The organism is Saccharothrix sp. ALI-22-I (assembly GCF_001984175.1).
Lineage (GTDB): Bacteria > Actinomycetota > Actinomycetes > Mycobacteriales > Pseudonocardiaceae > Actinosynnema.
The window spans coordinates 16,231-29,751 of sequence record NZ_MTQP01000056.1 but is presented as its reverse complement, the minus strand read 5'-3'; the positions used below and the strand labels follow the sequence as shown (position 1 = coordinate 29,751).

Genomic DNA, 13,521 nt, shown 5'->3' with positions numbered 1-13,521 from the left:
GGCCCGCGTGCGGACCCCGGCGTCGTAGGTGATGACTACTGAAAACGATGACTATTCGACTACTTCGACGACTGCTCGTTCGACGACCGCTTACTGGAAGCGGTGCCAGAAGTACTGGCCGTTCGGGCCGTAGAGCACCAGGTTCCCGTCGTTCTGCACCATCAGCCGGTTCGCCGCCGTGCCGTAGGTGAAGGTGTGCCACTTCGCCACACCCGCGGCCGTGTAGACGACGAGGTTGCCGTCGCTCTGGAGGATCGCGTGCGTCGCCCCGGAGCCGTAGGTGAAGGTGTGCCACACAGGCTGACCGGCCGCCGTGTAGAGCACCAGGTTGCCGTCACTCTGCATCGTCAGGCGGTACTGGCCGCTCTGCGACGCCTTGCTCTGGCCGGCGTTCAGCCGCTCGCCCCGGCCCAGGGTGTCGGGACCCGCGGCACCGGTGAACAGCAGCAGGTTCGGCGAGCCGGAGCCCGCGTCCGCGACCCTGTTCGGCGACGTGGTGCCCTTCAGCGCGTCCTGGACCTGCTGCGGAGACGCGGTGGGGTTGGCCGCCAGGTACAGCGCGGCGGCACCCGCCACGTGCGGCGACGCCATCGACGTGCCGCTGATGATCTCCGTCGCGGTGTCGCTGTCGCTCCACGTCGAGGTGATGTCCACACCCGGCGCGTACAGGTCCGTGCAGCTGCCCCAGTTCGAGAACCACGCCCGGGTGTCGGAGGCGCCCGAGGCGTTGACCGTGATCGCCTCGCTCACGCGGCCGGGGGAGTAGCGGCACGCGTCCTGCCCCGAGTTGCCGGAGGCGACGGCGTACGTGAGGCCCGACGCGATGGACCGGCGCACGGCCGCGTCCAGGGTGCTGTCCCCGTTACCACCGAGGCTCATGTTCACCACGGCCGGCTTCTGCGCGTTCGCGGTCACCCAGTCGATACCCGCGACGACGTCCGCGAGCGTGCCCTCGCCGTTGCAGTCCAGCACCTTCACCGCGTGCAGTCGCACGGCCTTCGCCACACCGTGCGCCGTGCCGCCGAGCGAGCCCGCGACGTGCGTGCCGTGACCGGCGCAGTCGGTGTTGATGCCGTCGTCGACGGTGTTGGCGTCGAAGCTGGCCCGACTGCCGAAGTCGGTGTGCGTGATGCGGATGCCGGTGTCGATGACGTAGGCGTGCACGGTGGACGCCGTGGTGGCGTAGCTGTACCTGGCGTTGAGCGGCCGGTCGCGCTGGTCGACGCGGTCCAGACCCCAGGACGGCGGGTTCACCTGGTCGACCGAGGCCCGGAACTTGTGGTCCTGGGTGACGTAGGCCACGGCAGGGTCGGCGGCCAGCCGCTTGGCGGCCTGCTCGCTCATCGACGCGGCGAAGCCGTTCAGCGCGGCGGAGTAGCGGTGGTCGACCCGGCCGTCGACCTTCGCGGCGACGGCGTCCGTGGTGGCGCCGTCGTTCAGCACCACGAGGTAGCTGCCGGCCACCGCGTCCGGTCTACCGGCGCCACGGATTTCCTTTTCGGCTGCCTGAGCCGGCGTGGCGACCAGCGCCGTCGCCAGCACAGCCGCCGCGCCGACGCCGACCGCGCTGCTCAGCCGTTTCCAGGGCGCGCGAAACTCTCCCATGTGGGGTTCTCCCTCGTGCAGGGTCGATGATCAGAAGTCTGATCGAACGTAATTTCGACCTTGCCACACGAACCGGTGAACCCGCAGCAAAATACCCGCACCCCCACCCCCTGCTCTACCCCCGCTCTACCCCCGCTCTGCCCCCACCTCCCCCCGCGCCCCCTCAACCCCCAGGTCACACGCGTGTCCAACCCCCAGAACGCGCGTGTCCTACCTTCCGGTCGCGCGTGTCCAACGTTCGCGTCGCGCGTGTCCAACGTTCAGAACAGGCATGTTGAACACTCAGGTGTGTCCCGCCTGCGGGACGGGATGTTCTGAACGTTCAACTCGGGTGTTCCGAACGTTGGACACACGCGTTCTGAACGTTGGACACGCGGGTCAGTAGACGGGGCCGGTGTACTTCTCGCCGGGGCCCTGGCCCGGCTCGTCCGGGTAGGCCGACGCCTCGCGGAACGCGCGTTGGACCGACTGGAGGCCCTCGCGCAGCGGACCGGCGTGCGGGCCCAGGTACTCGGCCGATGCGGTGATGAGGCCGGCCAGCGCGGTGATCAGGCGGCGGGCCTCGTCGAGGTCGCGGCGCGGGCTGTGGTCCGGGTCCTCGTCGGCCAGGCCCAGGCGCTCGGCGGCGGAGGACAGCAGCATGATCGCCGCCTTGCTGATCACCTCGACGCTGGGAACATCGGACAGGTCGCGGACGTTGTTCGAAGGCAGGTCGGTCACGGGAGCCATTCTCGCAACCACCCCGGTCGGCTCGCCGATTCGGGGGTTGACAAGGCCGTCTGCTACTATTCTCCGCGCGACCAGTCCCCGCACCTGTGGGGACGGCAAGTGGAGCCCCGCTCCCACCCGAGTCTGCCGCTTCGAGCAGGTGGCCGGGTCCGGTCCTTCGATGGGTGGACTGCGCCCTTCGTTGTGCGATCGGTCGGAAGCGGGCCTCACACCGGGCAGGTGTGGGGCCTCTTGTCTTTGGCGCAGAACGAGTCACAAAGGACGTGAATGACAAGTCCCTCGAACCGAGGTGCTCCCGCGAGCACCGAGCCGCGCATCAACGACCGCATCCGCGTGCCCGAGGTTCGTCTGGTCGGGCCGAACGGCGAGCAGGTCGGGATCGTTCGCATCGAGGACGCGCTCCGACTCGCCCAGGAATCGGATCTCGACCTCGTCGAGGTCGCCGCGCAGGCTCGGCCGCCGGTCTGCAAGCTCATGGACTACGGCAAGTTCAAGTACGAGAGCGCGCAGAAGGCCCGCGAGTCTCGCCGCAACCAGCAACTGACGGTCATCAAGGAGCAGAAGCTCCGGCCGAAGATCGACCCGCACGACTACCTGACGAAGAAGGGCCACGTGGCCCGCTTCCTGTCGCACGGGAACAAGGTCAAGGTGACCATCATGTTCCGGGGCCGTGAGCAGTCCCGGCCGGAGCTGGGTTACCGACTGTTGCAGCGGCTCGCGGAGGACGTCGCGGAGCTCGGTTTCGTCGAGTCGAACCCGAAGCAGGACGGCCGCAACATGATCATGGTGCTGGCCCCGCACAAGACCACGAAGACCCGCCCGATCAAGCACGACAGCGCCGACGAGGCGACGGCGGAGTCTGTCGAGGAGTGATCTCCCGGCCTCCGGGCCGGGAGCAAGCATGGCCGCCCCCATCCCCGGTGGCTGCACGAGACTGAGGACGGAAATGCCCAAGAACAAGAGCCACAGCGGGACCTCCAAGCGAGTGAAGGTCACCGGCAGCGGCAAGCTCGTCCGCGAGAAGGCGGGCAAGCGCCACCTGCTGGAGAAGAAGTCCAGCAAGCTGACGCGTCGCCTTTCCGGCACCACCGAGGTCGCGAAGAACGACGTGCCGCGGCTGAAGAAGCTGCTCGGCCTCTAAAGACCTTCACCCCCTTGAACACCGGGGCCCTCCACCGGCCCCACGAGATCGACAGGACGGACCCGTGGCACGCGTCAAAAGGGCAGTGAACGCCCAGAAGAAGCGCCGTACCACCCTTGAGCTCGCCAGCGGCTACCGCGGCCAGCGTTCGAGGCTGTACCGCAAGGCCAAGGAGCAGGTGCTCCACTCGCTCAACTACGCCTACCGGGACCGCCGCGCCCGCAAGGGTGACTTCCGGAAGCTGTGGATCCAGCGCATCAACGCCGGTGTCCGCGCCAACGGCATGACGTACAACCGCTTCATCCAGGGCATGCGGCTGGCCGAGATCGAGGTCGACCGCAAGATCCTGGCCGAGCTGGCCGTCAGCGACCCGGGCGCGTTCGCCGCGCTGGTGGAACTGGCCAAGGCCGCACTGCCCAGCGACGTCAACGCGCCCGCTGAGGACAAGGCCTGAGCGCGGACGACCGCGCACCACGACCCGGGGAAGCTCCGTTCACCGAACGGACTCCCCGGGTCGTTGCCGCTAGACGGCTGACCAGACGTCCCGGCCGCGACCGCGCGGAACGCTTCCTCGCCGAGGGCGCACAGGCCGTGCGCGAGGCCCTCTCGTGGGCCGCCGCCGGTCGGGGACGCGTGCACGAACTGTTCGTGACCCCCGCCGCCGCCTCACGGAACCCCGCGCTGGTGCGCGACGCCGTCGACGCCGGTGTTCCGGTGAGTTCGGTGACGGACAAGGCGGCCGCGGCGCTGTCGGAAACCGTGACGCCGCAGGGCATCGTCGCGGTGTGCTCGCTGGTGGACGTGCCGCTGGCAGTCGCGCTGGCGCCGGGGGTACGGCTGGTGGCCGTGCTGCACGGCGTGGCCGATCCGGGGAACGCGGGCACGGTGGCGCGCGTCGCGGACGCGGCCGGTGCGGACGCGGTGATCTTCGCGGGCGACACGGTCGACCCGCACAACGGCAAGTGCGTGCGTGCGTCGACGGGCAGTGTGTTCCACCTGCCCATCGCGCGGGTGCGGGACGCGGGTGAGGTGTTCGCGGCGTGCCGGGCGGCGGGGTTGCGGCTGGTCGCGGCGGACGGGTACGCGCCGGAGGACCTGGTGACGGCTGATCTGCGCGGGGATCTGGCCAGTCCTACGGCTTGGGTGTTCGGCAGTGAGGCGCACGGCTTGCCCGACGAGGTCGTGGCTAGCCTGGACGCTTCGCTGAAGGTGCCGATCTACGGTGGCGCGGAGAGTCTGAACCTGGCTACTGCGGCTGCGGTGTGTCTTTACGCTTCGGCTCGTGCTCAGCGTTCGTGAGTCCGGCTCATGCCCAGCGTTCGTGAGTTCGGCTCGTGCTCAGCGTGCCTGAGTCCGGATCGCGCCCGGCCTGTCTGAGTCTGGCTCGTGTTCAGTGTGCCTGAGTCCGGCTCAGCGTTCCTGAGGTGGCCTCCTTGCGCCTGAGCCGGGTGCCTGAGCCGGCCTCCTTCCTGTTTTAGGCGACGCGCGAAGTCGATTTTGGTTCTAGCTGGACCGGTGATTCGCTCTATTTGGTGATCTTAGTTGACATTGCGAGGTCTGCCTGGGTGGGTTGTTTGCGCTGGTCGGGTGTGTAGTGGAGGGTGGAAGTCAGTCCTCCAGGCGGGTGGTCAGGGCGCGGAGTAGGGGGTCGCCGCTCGTTGGTTTGGATTGGGCTCGTAGGGCTTCTTCCAGGACGTTCGCGGTGTCGCCGAGGATTTGTGGTGGCGTGTCGTCGTTGATCAGGGTGCCGGCGCGGCGGGCTTCGGCTTCGGCGTTGGCCGGGTCGCCGGATTCCAGGAGGAAACGGGCGCCGCGTGCTACGAGGAAGGTCTGCCAGTCGAGGTCGCCCAGTCGGGCGGCCAGTTCTTCGGCGATGCCGTTTTGTTCGATCGCGTCCGCGTGTTTGCCCGCCTGGATGTGCATGAACGCCCGGATCGCGGCGATTCGCGCGGTCAGGTGGGTGCGGTGGTCGGGGTCTTCCACGGACGGCAGGAGTTGTTCGGCCGCGGTGAGGGTGGTGGCGCACTCGGCGGCTTCGTCGTTCGGCAGTGCGGCGGCCGCTTCGACCAGGGAACCCGCCGCCTCGGAGAACTCCGACACCTCCTGCCACGCCGTCGCCGCGCCCTGGTAGGCCGAGGCGGCTTCCAGGGGCTGGTCGAGGCGGCGCAGGACGCCGGCCAGGACGTCGAGGACCATCGCGCGGCGCCACGGCTCGTCCGCCGGGACCAGGCCCAACGCCACTTCGAGGTGACGGCGGGCGGCTTCGGTCTCGTCGAGCCGGGCGCACACCTGACCTAGGCGGTACCGGACGGGGACGACCACGTCGGGGTCCACGTCGCCGTCCTCGATCACCCGCACGGCTTCTTCGAGCGCTTCGGCGGCCTCCACGAAACGGCCCGACTTGAGGTAGCCGCCGGCCAGCGCGTAGCACGCCTTGGCCACGTCGTCCGGCACACCGACCTCGTGACCGGCGGTGATGGCCTCGCGCAGTTCCGCCAGGTGTTCGGCCTCCAGACCGAGTCGCTCGACCGACGCCACCCGCTGCCGGTGCGCCTCGGCCGTCCACGGCCCGCGTGGCGTGCTGAACGAGCCGACGAACTCGGCGGCCGTGCCGACCGCTTCCTCGTCACCGCGCACGGTCTGCACCTTCAGCAGCAGCCGTAGCGCGTCGAACCGCACGGACGCGGACGGGTCGCTCGCCAGGATGTCGACCACCTCGGTGTGGGCCTCGTCCAGCTGCCCGGTCGTGGCCAGGTGCTGGGCCCGGTCGCACCGCGCCCGCGCCACCAGCTCCGGCACCTCGGCCCCCGCCAGCTCCAACGCCTCGGCGACCAGCGCGCCCTGCTCGTCGACCTCGTCCGCGTCGGCCAGCAGGTCCGCCAGCAGCAGCCTGGTCAGCACCCGCGTGTACGCGGTGCCGGCGACCTCGGCCTCGGCCAGGCACGTGCGCGCCACCGCCGTGCACTCCTCCAGACCGCCCTCTTCCGCGCGCAACCCGGCGCCACGCGCCCGGTACCGGTTGGCCAGGTCGTACTCGCCGCACGCGGCCAGCCGCTCGATCGCCAGGTCCAGCTCGGCCAGCACTTCGTCCTTCGGCCGCGCGTGTCCGCCGACGATCGCCCGCCGCGCCGCGACCAGCGCGCCGAGCGACTCGGGCAGCAACGGGTCCATGTCCTCCGGCAGCGACCGCAGCAGCCGCATGCCCAGGACGAACTCGCCCCGGTCGAACGCCTCGCACATCGACTGGGCCAACTCCACCGGGTCGGCGACCGCCACCGGCTCGTCGTCGAAGGCGTCACCGAAGGCAGGGGTCGGGGCGGCGGCGACCGGCACGGCCAGCGGCACCGGGATGGTGTCCGGCGCGGCCAGCGTCTCCCGGATGCGCGTGGTCACCGCGTCGGTGCCGTTGCGCCGGTCGAACCGCGCCGCGATCTCCAGCGCCTGCGCCTCCAGCAACGCCCGCAGCTCGGGCGCGGACATCACCGCGGTCCGCCCGTCCTGCGGCACGGCGAACTCCTCGTCCGGTGACACCCGGCTGAGCAGCAGCGCCGCGCCCGCGGCGAAGTGCAGTGCCCGCAACGGGCTGGTCGAGTTGTGCACCCGGTGCAGGTGGCCGCGCAGCAGCTCGACGCCGCGCCGCACGTTGCCCGACGTCGCGCAGAACCGGAGGTGGTCGTCCAGGTAGCCGCTGACGATGTCGTCGCGCACCAGCCGGTACGCCACCACGTGCGCCTGCCGCGCCCGGTCCACGTCGCCCAGCGCCACGAACGCGGGCGTCAACGTGGTCAGGATGCCCTGCGGCTGGCTCGCGCAGCCGGTGTCCTGCGACAGCTGGTGCTCGGAGTGCGCGACGGCCTCGGCGTGCCTGCCCTGCCGGATCAGGTGCCCGGCCTGCTCCTCGACGACGCACGCCTCGCAGTCGCTCATCGGGCCGCGGTCCATCGCCAGGTACCGCGCGAAGTGCTCCTTGTACGCCTCGTCGTCGCCGACGTGCGCGGCCAGGTCGGCGCGCGCGCCGTGCACCGGCTGCATCGAGTACCCGAGCCGCTGGTAGCGGGCCGCCAGCTGGTCGACGAACGAGCCGATCTGCTCCAGCGTGAACCGCGGGTCGGCGATCAGGCCGGTGACGATCCACTTGTGCGCCCAGTCGAAGCTGTGCGTCTCCCACTCGTCGAACGCCGTCGGGTCGCGCTGCTCGGCCGTGCCGCACCACGCGAACGGCGCCAGCATCAGGTCGTAGCGGCCCAGGTCGTGCGCCGACCGGATCAGCGCGATCCGGCAGCTCACCGCCAGCGGCAGGTGGTCCAGGGCGTCCGCGGCACGCGCCGCGCGCTCCAGCGCCTCGTGTCGCGCCATGCCCTCGGGCATGTGGTAGGCCTCGACGAACTGGCGCTCGGCGGCGTCCTTGTCCTCGTTCACAGGTGATCCCCCACGGCGCGGTCCAGCAGTTCCAGGAACGATCGGTTCAGCGCCGCGGTGTCCTTCGGGCGCATCGGCCGCCGTGCTTGCAGCAGGGCGTGCACGTACAGCGACTCCACGGTCAGCTCCACCAGCGCCGGGTCGGTCAGCTGGGCCAGCCGCCGCACCAGCGGGTTGCGGCAGTTGAGCACGAGCCGTTGCGCGGCGCCCGAGGAGGATTCGACCAGGCTGCCCAGCAGCTCCGCCCACAGCGGGTCGGCCTGCTCGCCGACCTGCTGCGCGTCGCGCTTGCGCTCGGCCTCCACGTTGGTGACCAGCAGCGCGGGCAGCGAGCCGGGGTCGAAATCGCGCGGCACGGCGTCGCAGTCGTGCCGTTCCAGCACGTCCTTGGCCTGCACCAGGCGTTCACGCATCGCGCGTTCCAGCTCCGGGTCCGGGTCGCCCAGCGCGGCCAGCACCTCGCTCGGCGCGACCCGCCGCGCGGCCGTCGGGCCATCCAGCGCGACCAGGCGTTCCATGATCTCCGCGTCGTAGGCGTAGCCCGCGTTGACCAAGCCCATGCCCTGGGCGTGCGCGACCGGCGCGAGTTGGCGGAACTCGTCCACGTCCGGCACGTGCGCGATGACGCCGTGCTTGCGGCGGAACTGGCGCAGCGACTGGGGGCCGTCGGTGGTCTCGAACGGCAGCCACCGCTCGACCAGCCGCAGCATCTCGTCGTCCACCCTGGCCAGCGATTTGATGCCCAGGTGGTGCGCGTCCAGCAGGGCCCGGGTGCGGTCGGGGTCGGTCGCGTCCAGCCGGACCAGCCAGTCGCGGACCTGGCGGCCCAGCTCCTCGCGCACGGCGAGCAGCGTCTCGTCCTGGTAGAGCGCTTCCCGACTCGCGGTCGGCCGCAGCGATGTCGAATCGACCACGCAGCGCACGAAGTACGCCCACTCCGGCAGCAGGCCTTCGATGGTGTCGCCGACGAGCATCCGCTTCAGGTAGACGCGGTGGGACTGGCGGGCGCCGGGGTGCACGCCGCGCGGCAGCACGTACGCGACGCCCTTGAGGCCCACCGTCGGCACCTCGACCGGGATCGCGTCGAACGGCCGCACGCCGAGCACCTTCTCGCCGTACGCCAACGCGTCCTCGGTCCACGGCAGCTCGCCGTGCGTGATGACCTCGTCACCGATCCGGACGGTGACCGGCAGCAGCTCGCCGTACTCGGTGACCAGCGCGCGTACCACGTCCTGTTCGAGCCAGTGCTCGGAGTCGCGGTGCGGCACCAACTCGATGGTGGTGCCGATGTCGACGCGGGCGTCCTCGTCGACCTCTACCTCGTAGTTGCCCGCCGCGTCGGCGGTCCACCGCACCGCGGGCCCGCCGGTGGCGGATCGGCTGACCAGCCGGATGCGTTCGGCGACCAGGAACGCGGACAACAAGCCCACGCCGAACTGGCCGAGGAAGCCCTGGCGGGCGAAGCCCAGGTCGTCGCGCTTGGACGTGCGGCCCAGGGTGGACAGCAGGTCGTGCACTTCGCGCTCGGTCAGGCCGATGCCGGTGTCGGAGATGCGGAAGGTGCCGCCGGAGGACCCGACCGGCTCGATCACGACCTCGCCCGGCGCGTCCGGTTGGAGCGCGCGGCGGGCGGTGATCGCGTCCACCGCGTTCTGCAGGAGCTCTCGCGCGTACACGCGGGGGCTGCTGTAGAGGTGGTGGCTGAGCAGGTCGATGATCCCGCGCAGGTCGACACCGAAGGTGTGTGCCATGGGACTGGAGTTCACCTCGGTCAAGGTCACGTGGGACGGACGATTCTAAGGGGGTGCCGGCGGCTTGTGACCCGGTTTTCCGCTGATCGCCCACCGGGGTCCTGCTCGCGGTGACCAGAGTGCCGGCACCCACCGACAATTCCGGCCACTGCGTGATTCCGGTGCCGTCGGCGGTGAGTGCGATATCACGCAGCTTGGGCCCTGTGGGCGGCGGTGGGGCCGTGGTCGGGCCGATCACCTAGGATCGAGCCGCCGCTCCGCATGCCTTGCGGAGGGCTGACCACCTGTGTCCGTGACGGGAGCTGTCCACCAACCATGTCCGGAGCCAACGACCCGTACGACCCCAAGCAGGTCGCGGCGCTCTCCCCGGAAGCGCTCGACGCGGCGGTCGAGCAGGCTCGTGAGGCGTTCGCGAAGGCGGCCGACCTCGACGAGCTGGCCGCCGTGAAGCCGAGCCACCTGGGCGACCGCTCGCCGGTGCTGCTGGCCCGCCGCGAGATCGGCGCGCTGCCGCCGGCCGCGAAGGCCGAGGCGGGCAAGCGGGTGAACGTCGCGCAGAACGCGGTCAAGGTCGCGTTCGAGGAGCGCCGTGCCCGGTTGCAGGCCGAGCGCGACGAACGGGTGCTGCGCGACGAGACGGTCGACGTCACGCTGCCGTGGGACCGGGTGCCGCGCGGCGCCCGCCACCCGATCTCGACGCTCGCCGAGCGCATCGCCGACGTGTTCGTGGCCATGGGCTACGAGGTCGCCGAGGGCCCGGAGCTGGAAACCGAGTGGTTCAACTTCGACGCGTTGAACTTCGGCAAGGACCACCCGGCGCGCAGCATGCAGGACACGTTCTACGTGGCGCCCGCCGACTCGGGCCTGGTGCTGCGCACGCACACCAGCCCGGTGCAGGCCCGCACCCTGCTCGACCGCGAACTGCCGGTCTACGTGGTGTGCCCCGGCCGCACGTTCCGCACCGACGAGCTGGACGCCACCCACACCCCCGTCTTCCACCAGGTCGAAGGCCTGGCCGTGGACAAGGGCCTGACCATGGCGCACCTGAAGGGCACGCTCGACGCGTTCGCCCGCGCCATGTTCGGCGAGGACTCCAAGACCCGCCTGCGGCCGAGCTTCTTCCCGTTCACCGAGCCGTCCGCCGAGGTGGACGTGTGGTTCCCGGAGAAGAAGGGCGGCGCGGGCTGGGTCGAGTGGGGCGGCTGCGGCATGGTCAACCCCAACGTGCTGCGCAACTGCGGCGTCGACCCGGACACCTACTCCGGGTTCGCGTTCGGCATGGGCCTGGAACGCACGCTCCAGTTCCGCAACGGTCTGCCCGACATGCGGGACATGGTCGAAGGCGATGTCCGCTTCACCCAGCCATTCGGAACGGAGGCCTGACCGGTGCGCATTCCGGTTACCTGGCTGGTCGAGAACCTAGAGTTCGCCGAGACCCCCACGCCCGACCAGCTCGCCGAGGCGTTCGTCCGGATCGGCATCGAGGTCGAGGACGTGCACAAGCTCGACTCGGTCACCGGCCCGCTGGTCGCGGGTCGTGTGGTGGAGATCGAGGAGCTGACCGAGTTCAAGAAGCCGATCCGGTACTGCCAGGTCGAGGTCGGCCCGGACCAGGTCAACGGCATCGTCTGCGGCGCGTCGAACTTCCAGGAGGGCGACACGGTCGTGGTGGCGCTGCCCGGCGCGGTGCTGCCCGGCGACTTCACCATCTCCGCCCGCAAGACCTACGGCAAGACCAGCAACGGCATGATCTGCTCGGCCCGCGAACTGGGCCTGGGCGACGACCACGCGGGGATCATGGTGCTGCCCAGCGGCACCGCGCAGCCCGGTGACGACGCGATCGAGCTGCTGGGCCTGGGCGACACGGTGATCGAGGTCGCGCCGACCCCGGACCGCGGCTACGCGTTCTCGGTGCGCGGCCTGGCCCGGGAGATCGCCTGCGCGTTCGACGTGCCCTACCGCGACCCCGGCCTGGCCGAGGTGCCCGAGGGCGAGGGCGAGGTGCTGCCGGTCCACATCGAGGACCGCACGGCGTGCTCCCGGTTCGTGGCCCGCCGCGTCAGCGGGGTGGACCCGACCGCGCCCACGCCGTGGTGGATGCGGCGGCGGCTGATGCTGGCCGGTATCCGGTCGATCTCGCTGCCGGTGGACGTCACCAACTACGTGATGCTGGAGCTGGGCCAGCCGCTGCACGCGTTCGACGCGTCGTCGGTCAAGGGCGGCCTGGTGGTGCGGCGCGCGGCGGTCGGCGAGAAGCTGACCACGCTGGACGAGCAGGTCCGCGCGCTGGACCCGGACGACATCGTGATCGCCGACGACAGCGGCGTGATCTCGCTGGCCGGTGTGATGGGCGGCGCGAGCACCGAGGTCGGCGCGACCAGCTCGGACATCCTGCTGGAGGCGGCGAACTGGGACCCGGCGTCCATCGCCCGCACGGTGCGCCGGCACAAGCTGCCCAGCGAGGCGGCCAAGCGGTTCGAGCGCACGGTGGACCCGGCGTTGGCGCCGGTCGCCCTGGAGCGCGCGGCACGGCTGCTGGACATGTTCGGCGACGGCAGCATCAAGCCCGGCCGCACGGACGTGGGCGCGCCCACGCTGCCCGCGCCGGTGTCGATGCCGATCAACCTGCCGGACCGGGTCGCCGGTGTCCTGTACGGGCGTGGCGTGACCGCGCGCCGGCTGGGCCAGATCGGCTGCCAGGTCGAGGTCACCACCGGTGACGGCGGCGCGACCATGGTCACCGCGGTGCCGCCGACGTGGCGCGCGGACCTGACCCAGCCCGCGGACCTGGTGGAGGAGGTGCTGCGGCTGGAGGGGTACGACACGATCCCGTCCACGCTGCCGCCCGCGCCCGCCGGTCGCGGGTTGACCGAGCAGCAGCGCCGCCGCCGCACGGTGTCGCGCGCGTTGGCGGAGAACGGTTTCGTCGAGGTCAAGCCGTTCCCGTTCATGGCGCCGTCGGTGTTCGACGCGCTGGGGCTGCCCGCGGACGACGTGCGGCGCAACACGGTGAGCGTGCTCAACCCGTTGGAGTCGGACAAGCACGCGCTGGCCACCACGCTGGTGCCGGGGCTGCTGGAGACCGTGCAGCGGAACCTGGCGCGCGGTCAGAAGGACCTCGCGGTCTACACGATCGCGCAGGTGACGTTGCCGCGCACGCAGCAGGTGCCGGTGCCGGACGTCGGTGTGGGCGAGCGGCCGTCGGACGCGCAGGTGGCGTCGTTGCTGGCGGCGTTGCCGCAGCAGCCGGTGCACGTGGCGGCCGTGCTGGCGGGCCACCGCGAGCACGCCGGCTGGTGGGGCAAGGGCCGGCAGGCGGACTGGGCGGACGCGGTGCAGGCCGCGCGGCTGGTCGGCCAGGCGTACGGCGTGGAGCTGACCGTGGTCGCGTCGGACCTGGCGCCGTGGCACCCCGGTCGGTGCGCGGAACTGCGCGTCGGTGACTGGCCGGTGGGCCACGCGGGTGAGCTTCACCCGAAGGTCGTGGAAGCGCTGGGGCTGCCGAAGCGGACCGTGGCGATGGAGTTGGACCTGGACGCGTTGCCGTTGAGCGACAACCGGCCCGCGCCGATCGTGTCGGCGTACCCGCCGGTGCTGCTGGACGTGGCCGTGGTCGTGCCGGTGGAGGTGCCCGCCGAGCAGGTGGCGCGGGTGCTGCGCGGCGGCGGTGGGGCGTTGCTGGAGGACATCCGGCTGTTCGACGTCTACACCGGTGACCAGGTCGGCGAAGGCAAGCGGTCGCTGGCCTACAGCTTGCGGTTCCGCGCGCCGGACCGCACGCTGACCGTGGACGAGGCGACGGCGGCGCGTGACGCGGCCGTGGCCGCCGCGGCGGAACGCTTCGGCGCCGTGCTGAGAGCCTGACGCAGTGTCCTG

At 71.1% G+C, this 13,521-nt stretch carries 10 protein-coding genes; 6 read left to right on the top strand and 4 right to left on the bottom strand.

The window, feature by feature from the left end:
* Window positions 1-90: 90 nt before the first annotated feature.
* Both ALI22I_RS15315 and ALI22I_RS15310 read right to left on the bottom strand, forming a co-directional pair.
* Window positions 91-1,605: a S8 family serine peptidase gene (locus ALI22I_RS15315; RefSeq protein ID WP_077006164.1), complete on the bottom strand. Its 1,515-nt coding sequence runs from the start codon at window positions 1,603-1,605 to the stop codon at window positions 91-93.
* Window positions 1,606-1,983: 378 nt separating this feature from the next.
* Window positions 1,984-2,334, bottom strand: coding sequence for a DUF1844 domain-containing protein (locus ALI22I_RS15310; protein ID WP_077006163.1), 351 nt, complete (start codon window positions 2,332-2,334; stop codon window positions 1,984-1,986).
* A gap of 267 nt (window positions 2,335-2,601) precedes the next feature.
* Between ALI22I_RS15310 and infC the strand changes: the two genes are divergently transcribed.
* From infC to ALI22I_RS15290, 4 genes are all read left to right on the top strand, one after another.
* The gene (gene infC, locus ALI22I_RS15305; protein WP_077006162.1) at window positions 2,602-3,207 is read left to right on the top strand and encodes a translation initiation factor IF-3; all 606 of its coding nucleotides are present in this window, start codon (window positions 2,602-2,604) and stop codon (window positions 3,205-3,207) included.
* A gap of 73 nt (window positions 3,208-3,280) precedes the next feature.
* The gene (gene rpmI, locus ALI22I_RS15300; protein ID WP_053722438.1) at window positions 3,281-3,475 is read left to right on the top strand and encodes a 50S ribosomal protein L35; all 195 of its coding nucleotides are present in this window, start codon (window positions 3,281-3,283) and stop codon (window positions 3,473-3,475) included.
* 64 nt (window positions 3,476-3,539) lie between these two features.
* The gene (gene rplT / locus ALI22I_RS15295; protein WP_077006161.1) at window positions 3,540-3,929 is read left to right on the top strand and encodes a 50S ribosomal protein L20; all 390 of its coding nucleotides are present in this window, start codon (window positions 3,540-3,542) and stop codon (window positions 3,927-3,929) included.
* Complete coding sequence (locus tag ALI22I_RS15290; RefSeq protein WP_077006160.1) at window positions 3,926-4,774, top strand: TrmH family RNA methyltransferase; 849 nt, start codon at window positions 3,926-3,928, stop codon at window positions 4,772-4,774. The genes rplT and ALI22I_RS15290 overlap by 4 nt, the downstream gene beginning before the upstream one ends.
* Window positions 4,775-5,083: 309 nt before the next feature.
* Here the strand turns inward: ALI22I_RS15290 and ALI22I_RS15285 are convergent, their stop codons facing one another.
* Together ALI22I_RS15285 and ALI22I_RS15280 are read right to left on the bottom strand one after the other, a co-directional pair.
* Entirely contained in the window at window positions 5,084-7,894 is a 2,811-nt protein-coding gene (locus ALI22I_RS15285; protein WP_077006159.1) for a hypothetical protein, read from the bottom strand.
* Window positions 7,891-9,645: an HSP90 family protein gene (locus ALI22I_RS15280; protein WP_077006312.1), complete on the bottom strand. Its 1,755-nt coding sequence runs from the start codon at window positions 9,643-9,645 to the stop codon at window positions 7,891-7,893. Before ALI22I_RS15280 ends, ALI22I_RS15285 begins: the two co-directional genes overlap by 4 nt.
* A gap of 315 nt (window positions 9,646-9,960) precedes the next feature.
* Here ALI22I_RS15280 and pheS point away from each other — a divergent pair, with 315 nt between their 5' ends.
* Entirely contained in the window at window positions 9,961-11,028 is a 1,068-nt protein-coding gene (gene pheS / locus ALI22I_RS15275) for a phenylalanine--tRNA ligase subunit alpha (RefSeq protein WP_077006158.1), read from the top strand.
* A gap of 3 nt (window positions 11,029-11,031) precedes the next feature.
* Window positions 11,032-13,509: a phenylalanine--tRNA ligase subunit beta gene (gene pheT, locus ALI22I_RS15270; protein ID WP_077006157.1), complete on the top strand. Its 2,478-nt coding sequence runs from the start codon at window positions 11,032-11,034 to the stop codon at window positions 13,507-13,509.
* The last annotated feature ends 12 nt before the right edge of the window (window positions 13,510-13,521 follow it).

What these genes read in the sequence shown, in the direction of transcription:
- infC (WP_077006162.1), top strand. Translation starts at nt 2,602, where the DNA reads ATGACAAGTCCCTCGAACCGAGGTGCTCCCGCGAGCACCGAGCCGCGC.
- pheS (WP_077006158.1), top strand. Translation starts at nt 9,961, where the DNA reads ATGTCCGGAGCCAACGACCCGTACGACCCCAAGCAGGTCGCGGCGCTC.
- ALI22I_RS15280 (WP_077006312.1), bottom strand. Translation starts at nt 9,645, where the DNA reads ATGGCACACACCTTCGGTGTCGACCTGCGCGGGATCATCGACCTGCTC.
- ALI22I_RS15315 (WP_077006164.1), bottom strand. Translation starts at nt 1,605, where the DNA reads ATGGGAGAGTTTCGCGCGCCCTGGAAACGGCTGAGCAGCGCGGTCGGC.
- ALI22I_RS15310 (WP_077006163.1), bottom strand. Translation starts at nt 2,334, where the DNA reads ATGGCTCCCGTGACCGACCTGCCTTCGAACAACGTCCGCGACCTGTCC.
- rpmI (WP_053722438.1), top strand. Translation starts at nt 3,281, where the DNA reads ATGCCCAAGAACAAGAGCCACAGCGGGACCTCCAAGCGAGTGAAGGTC.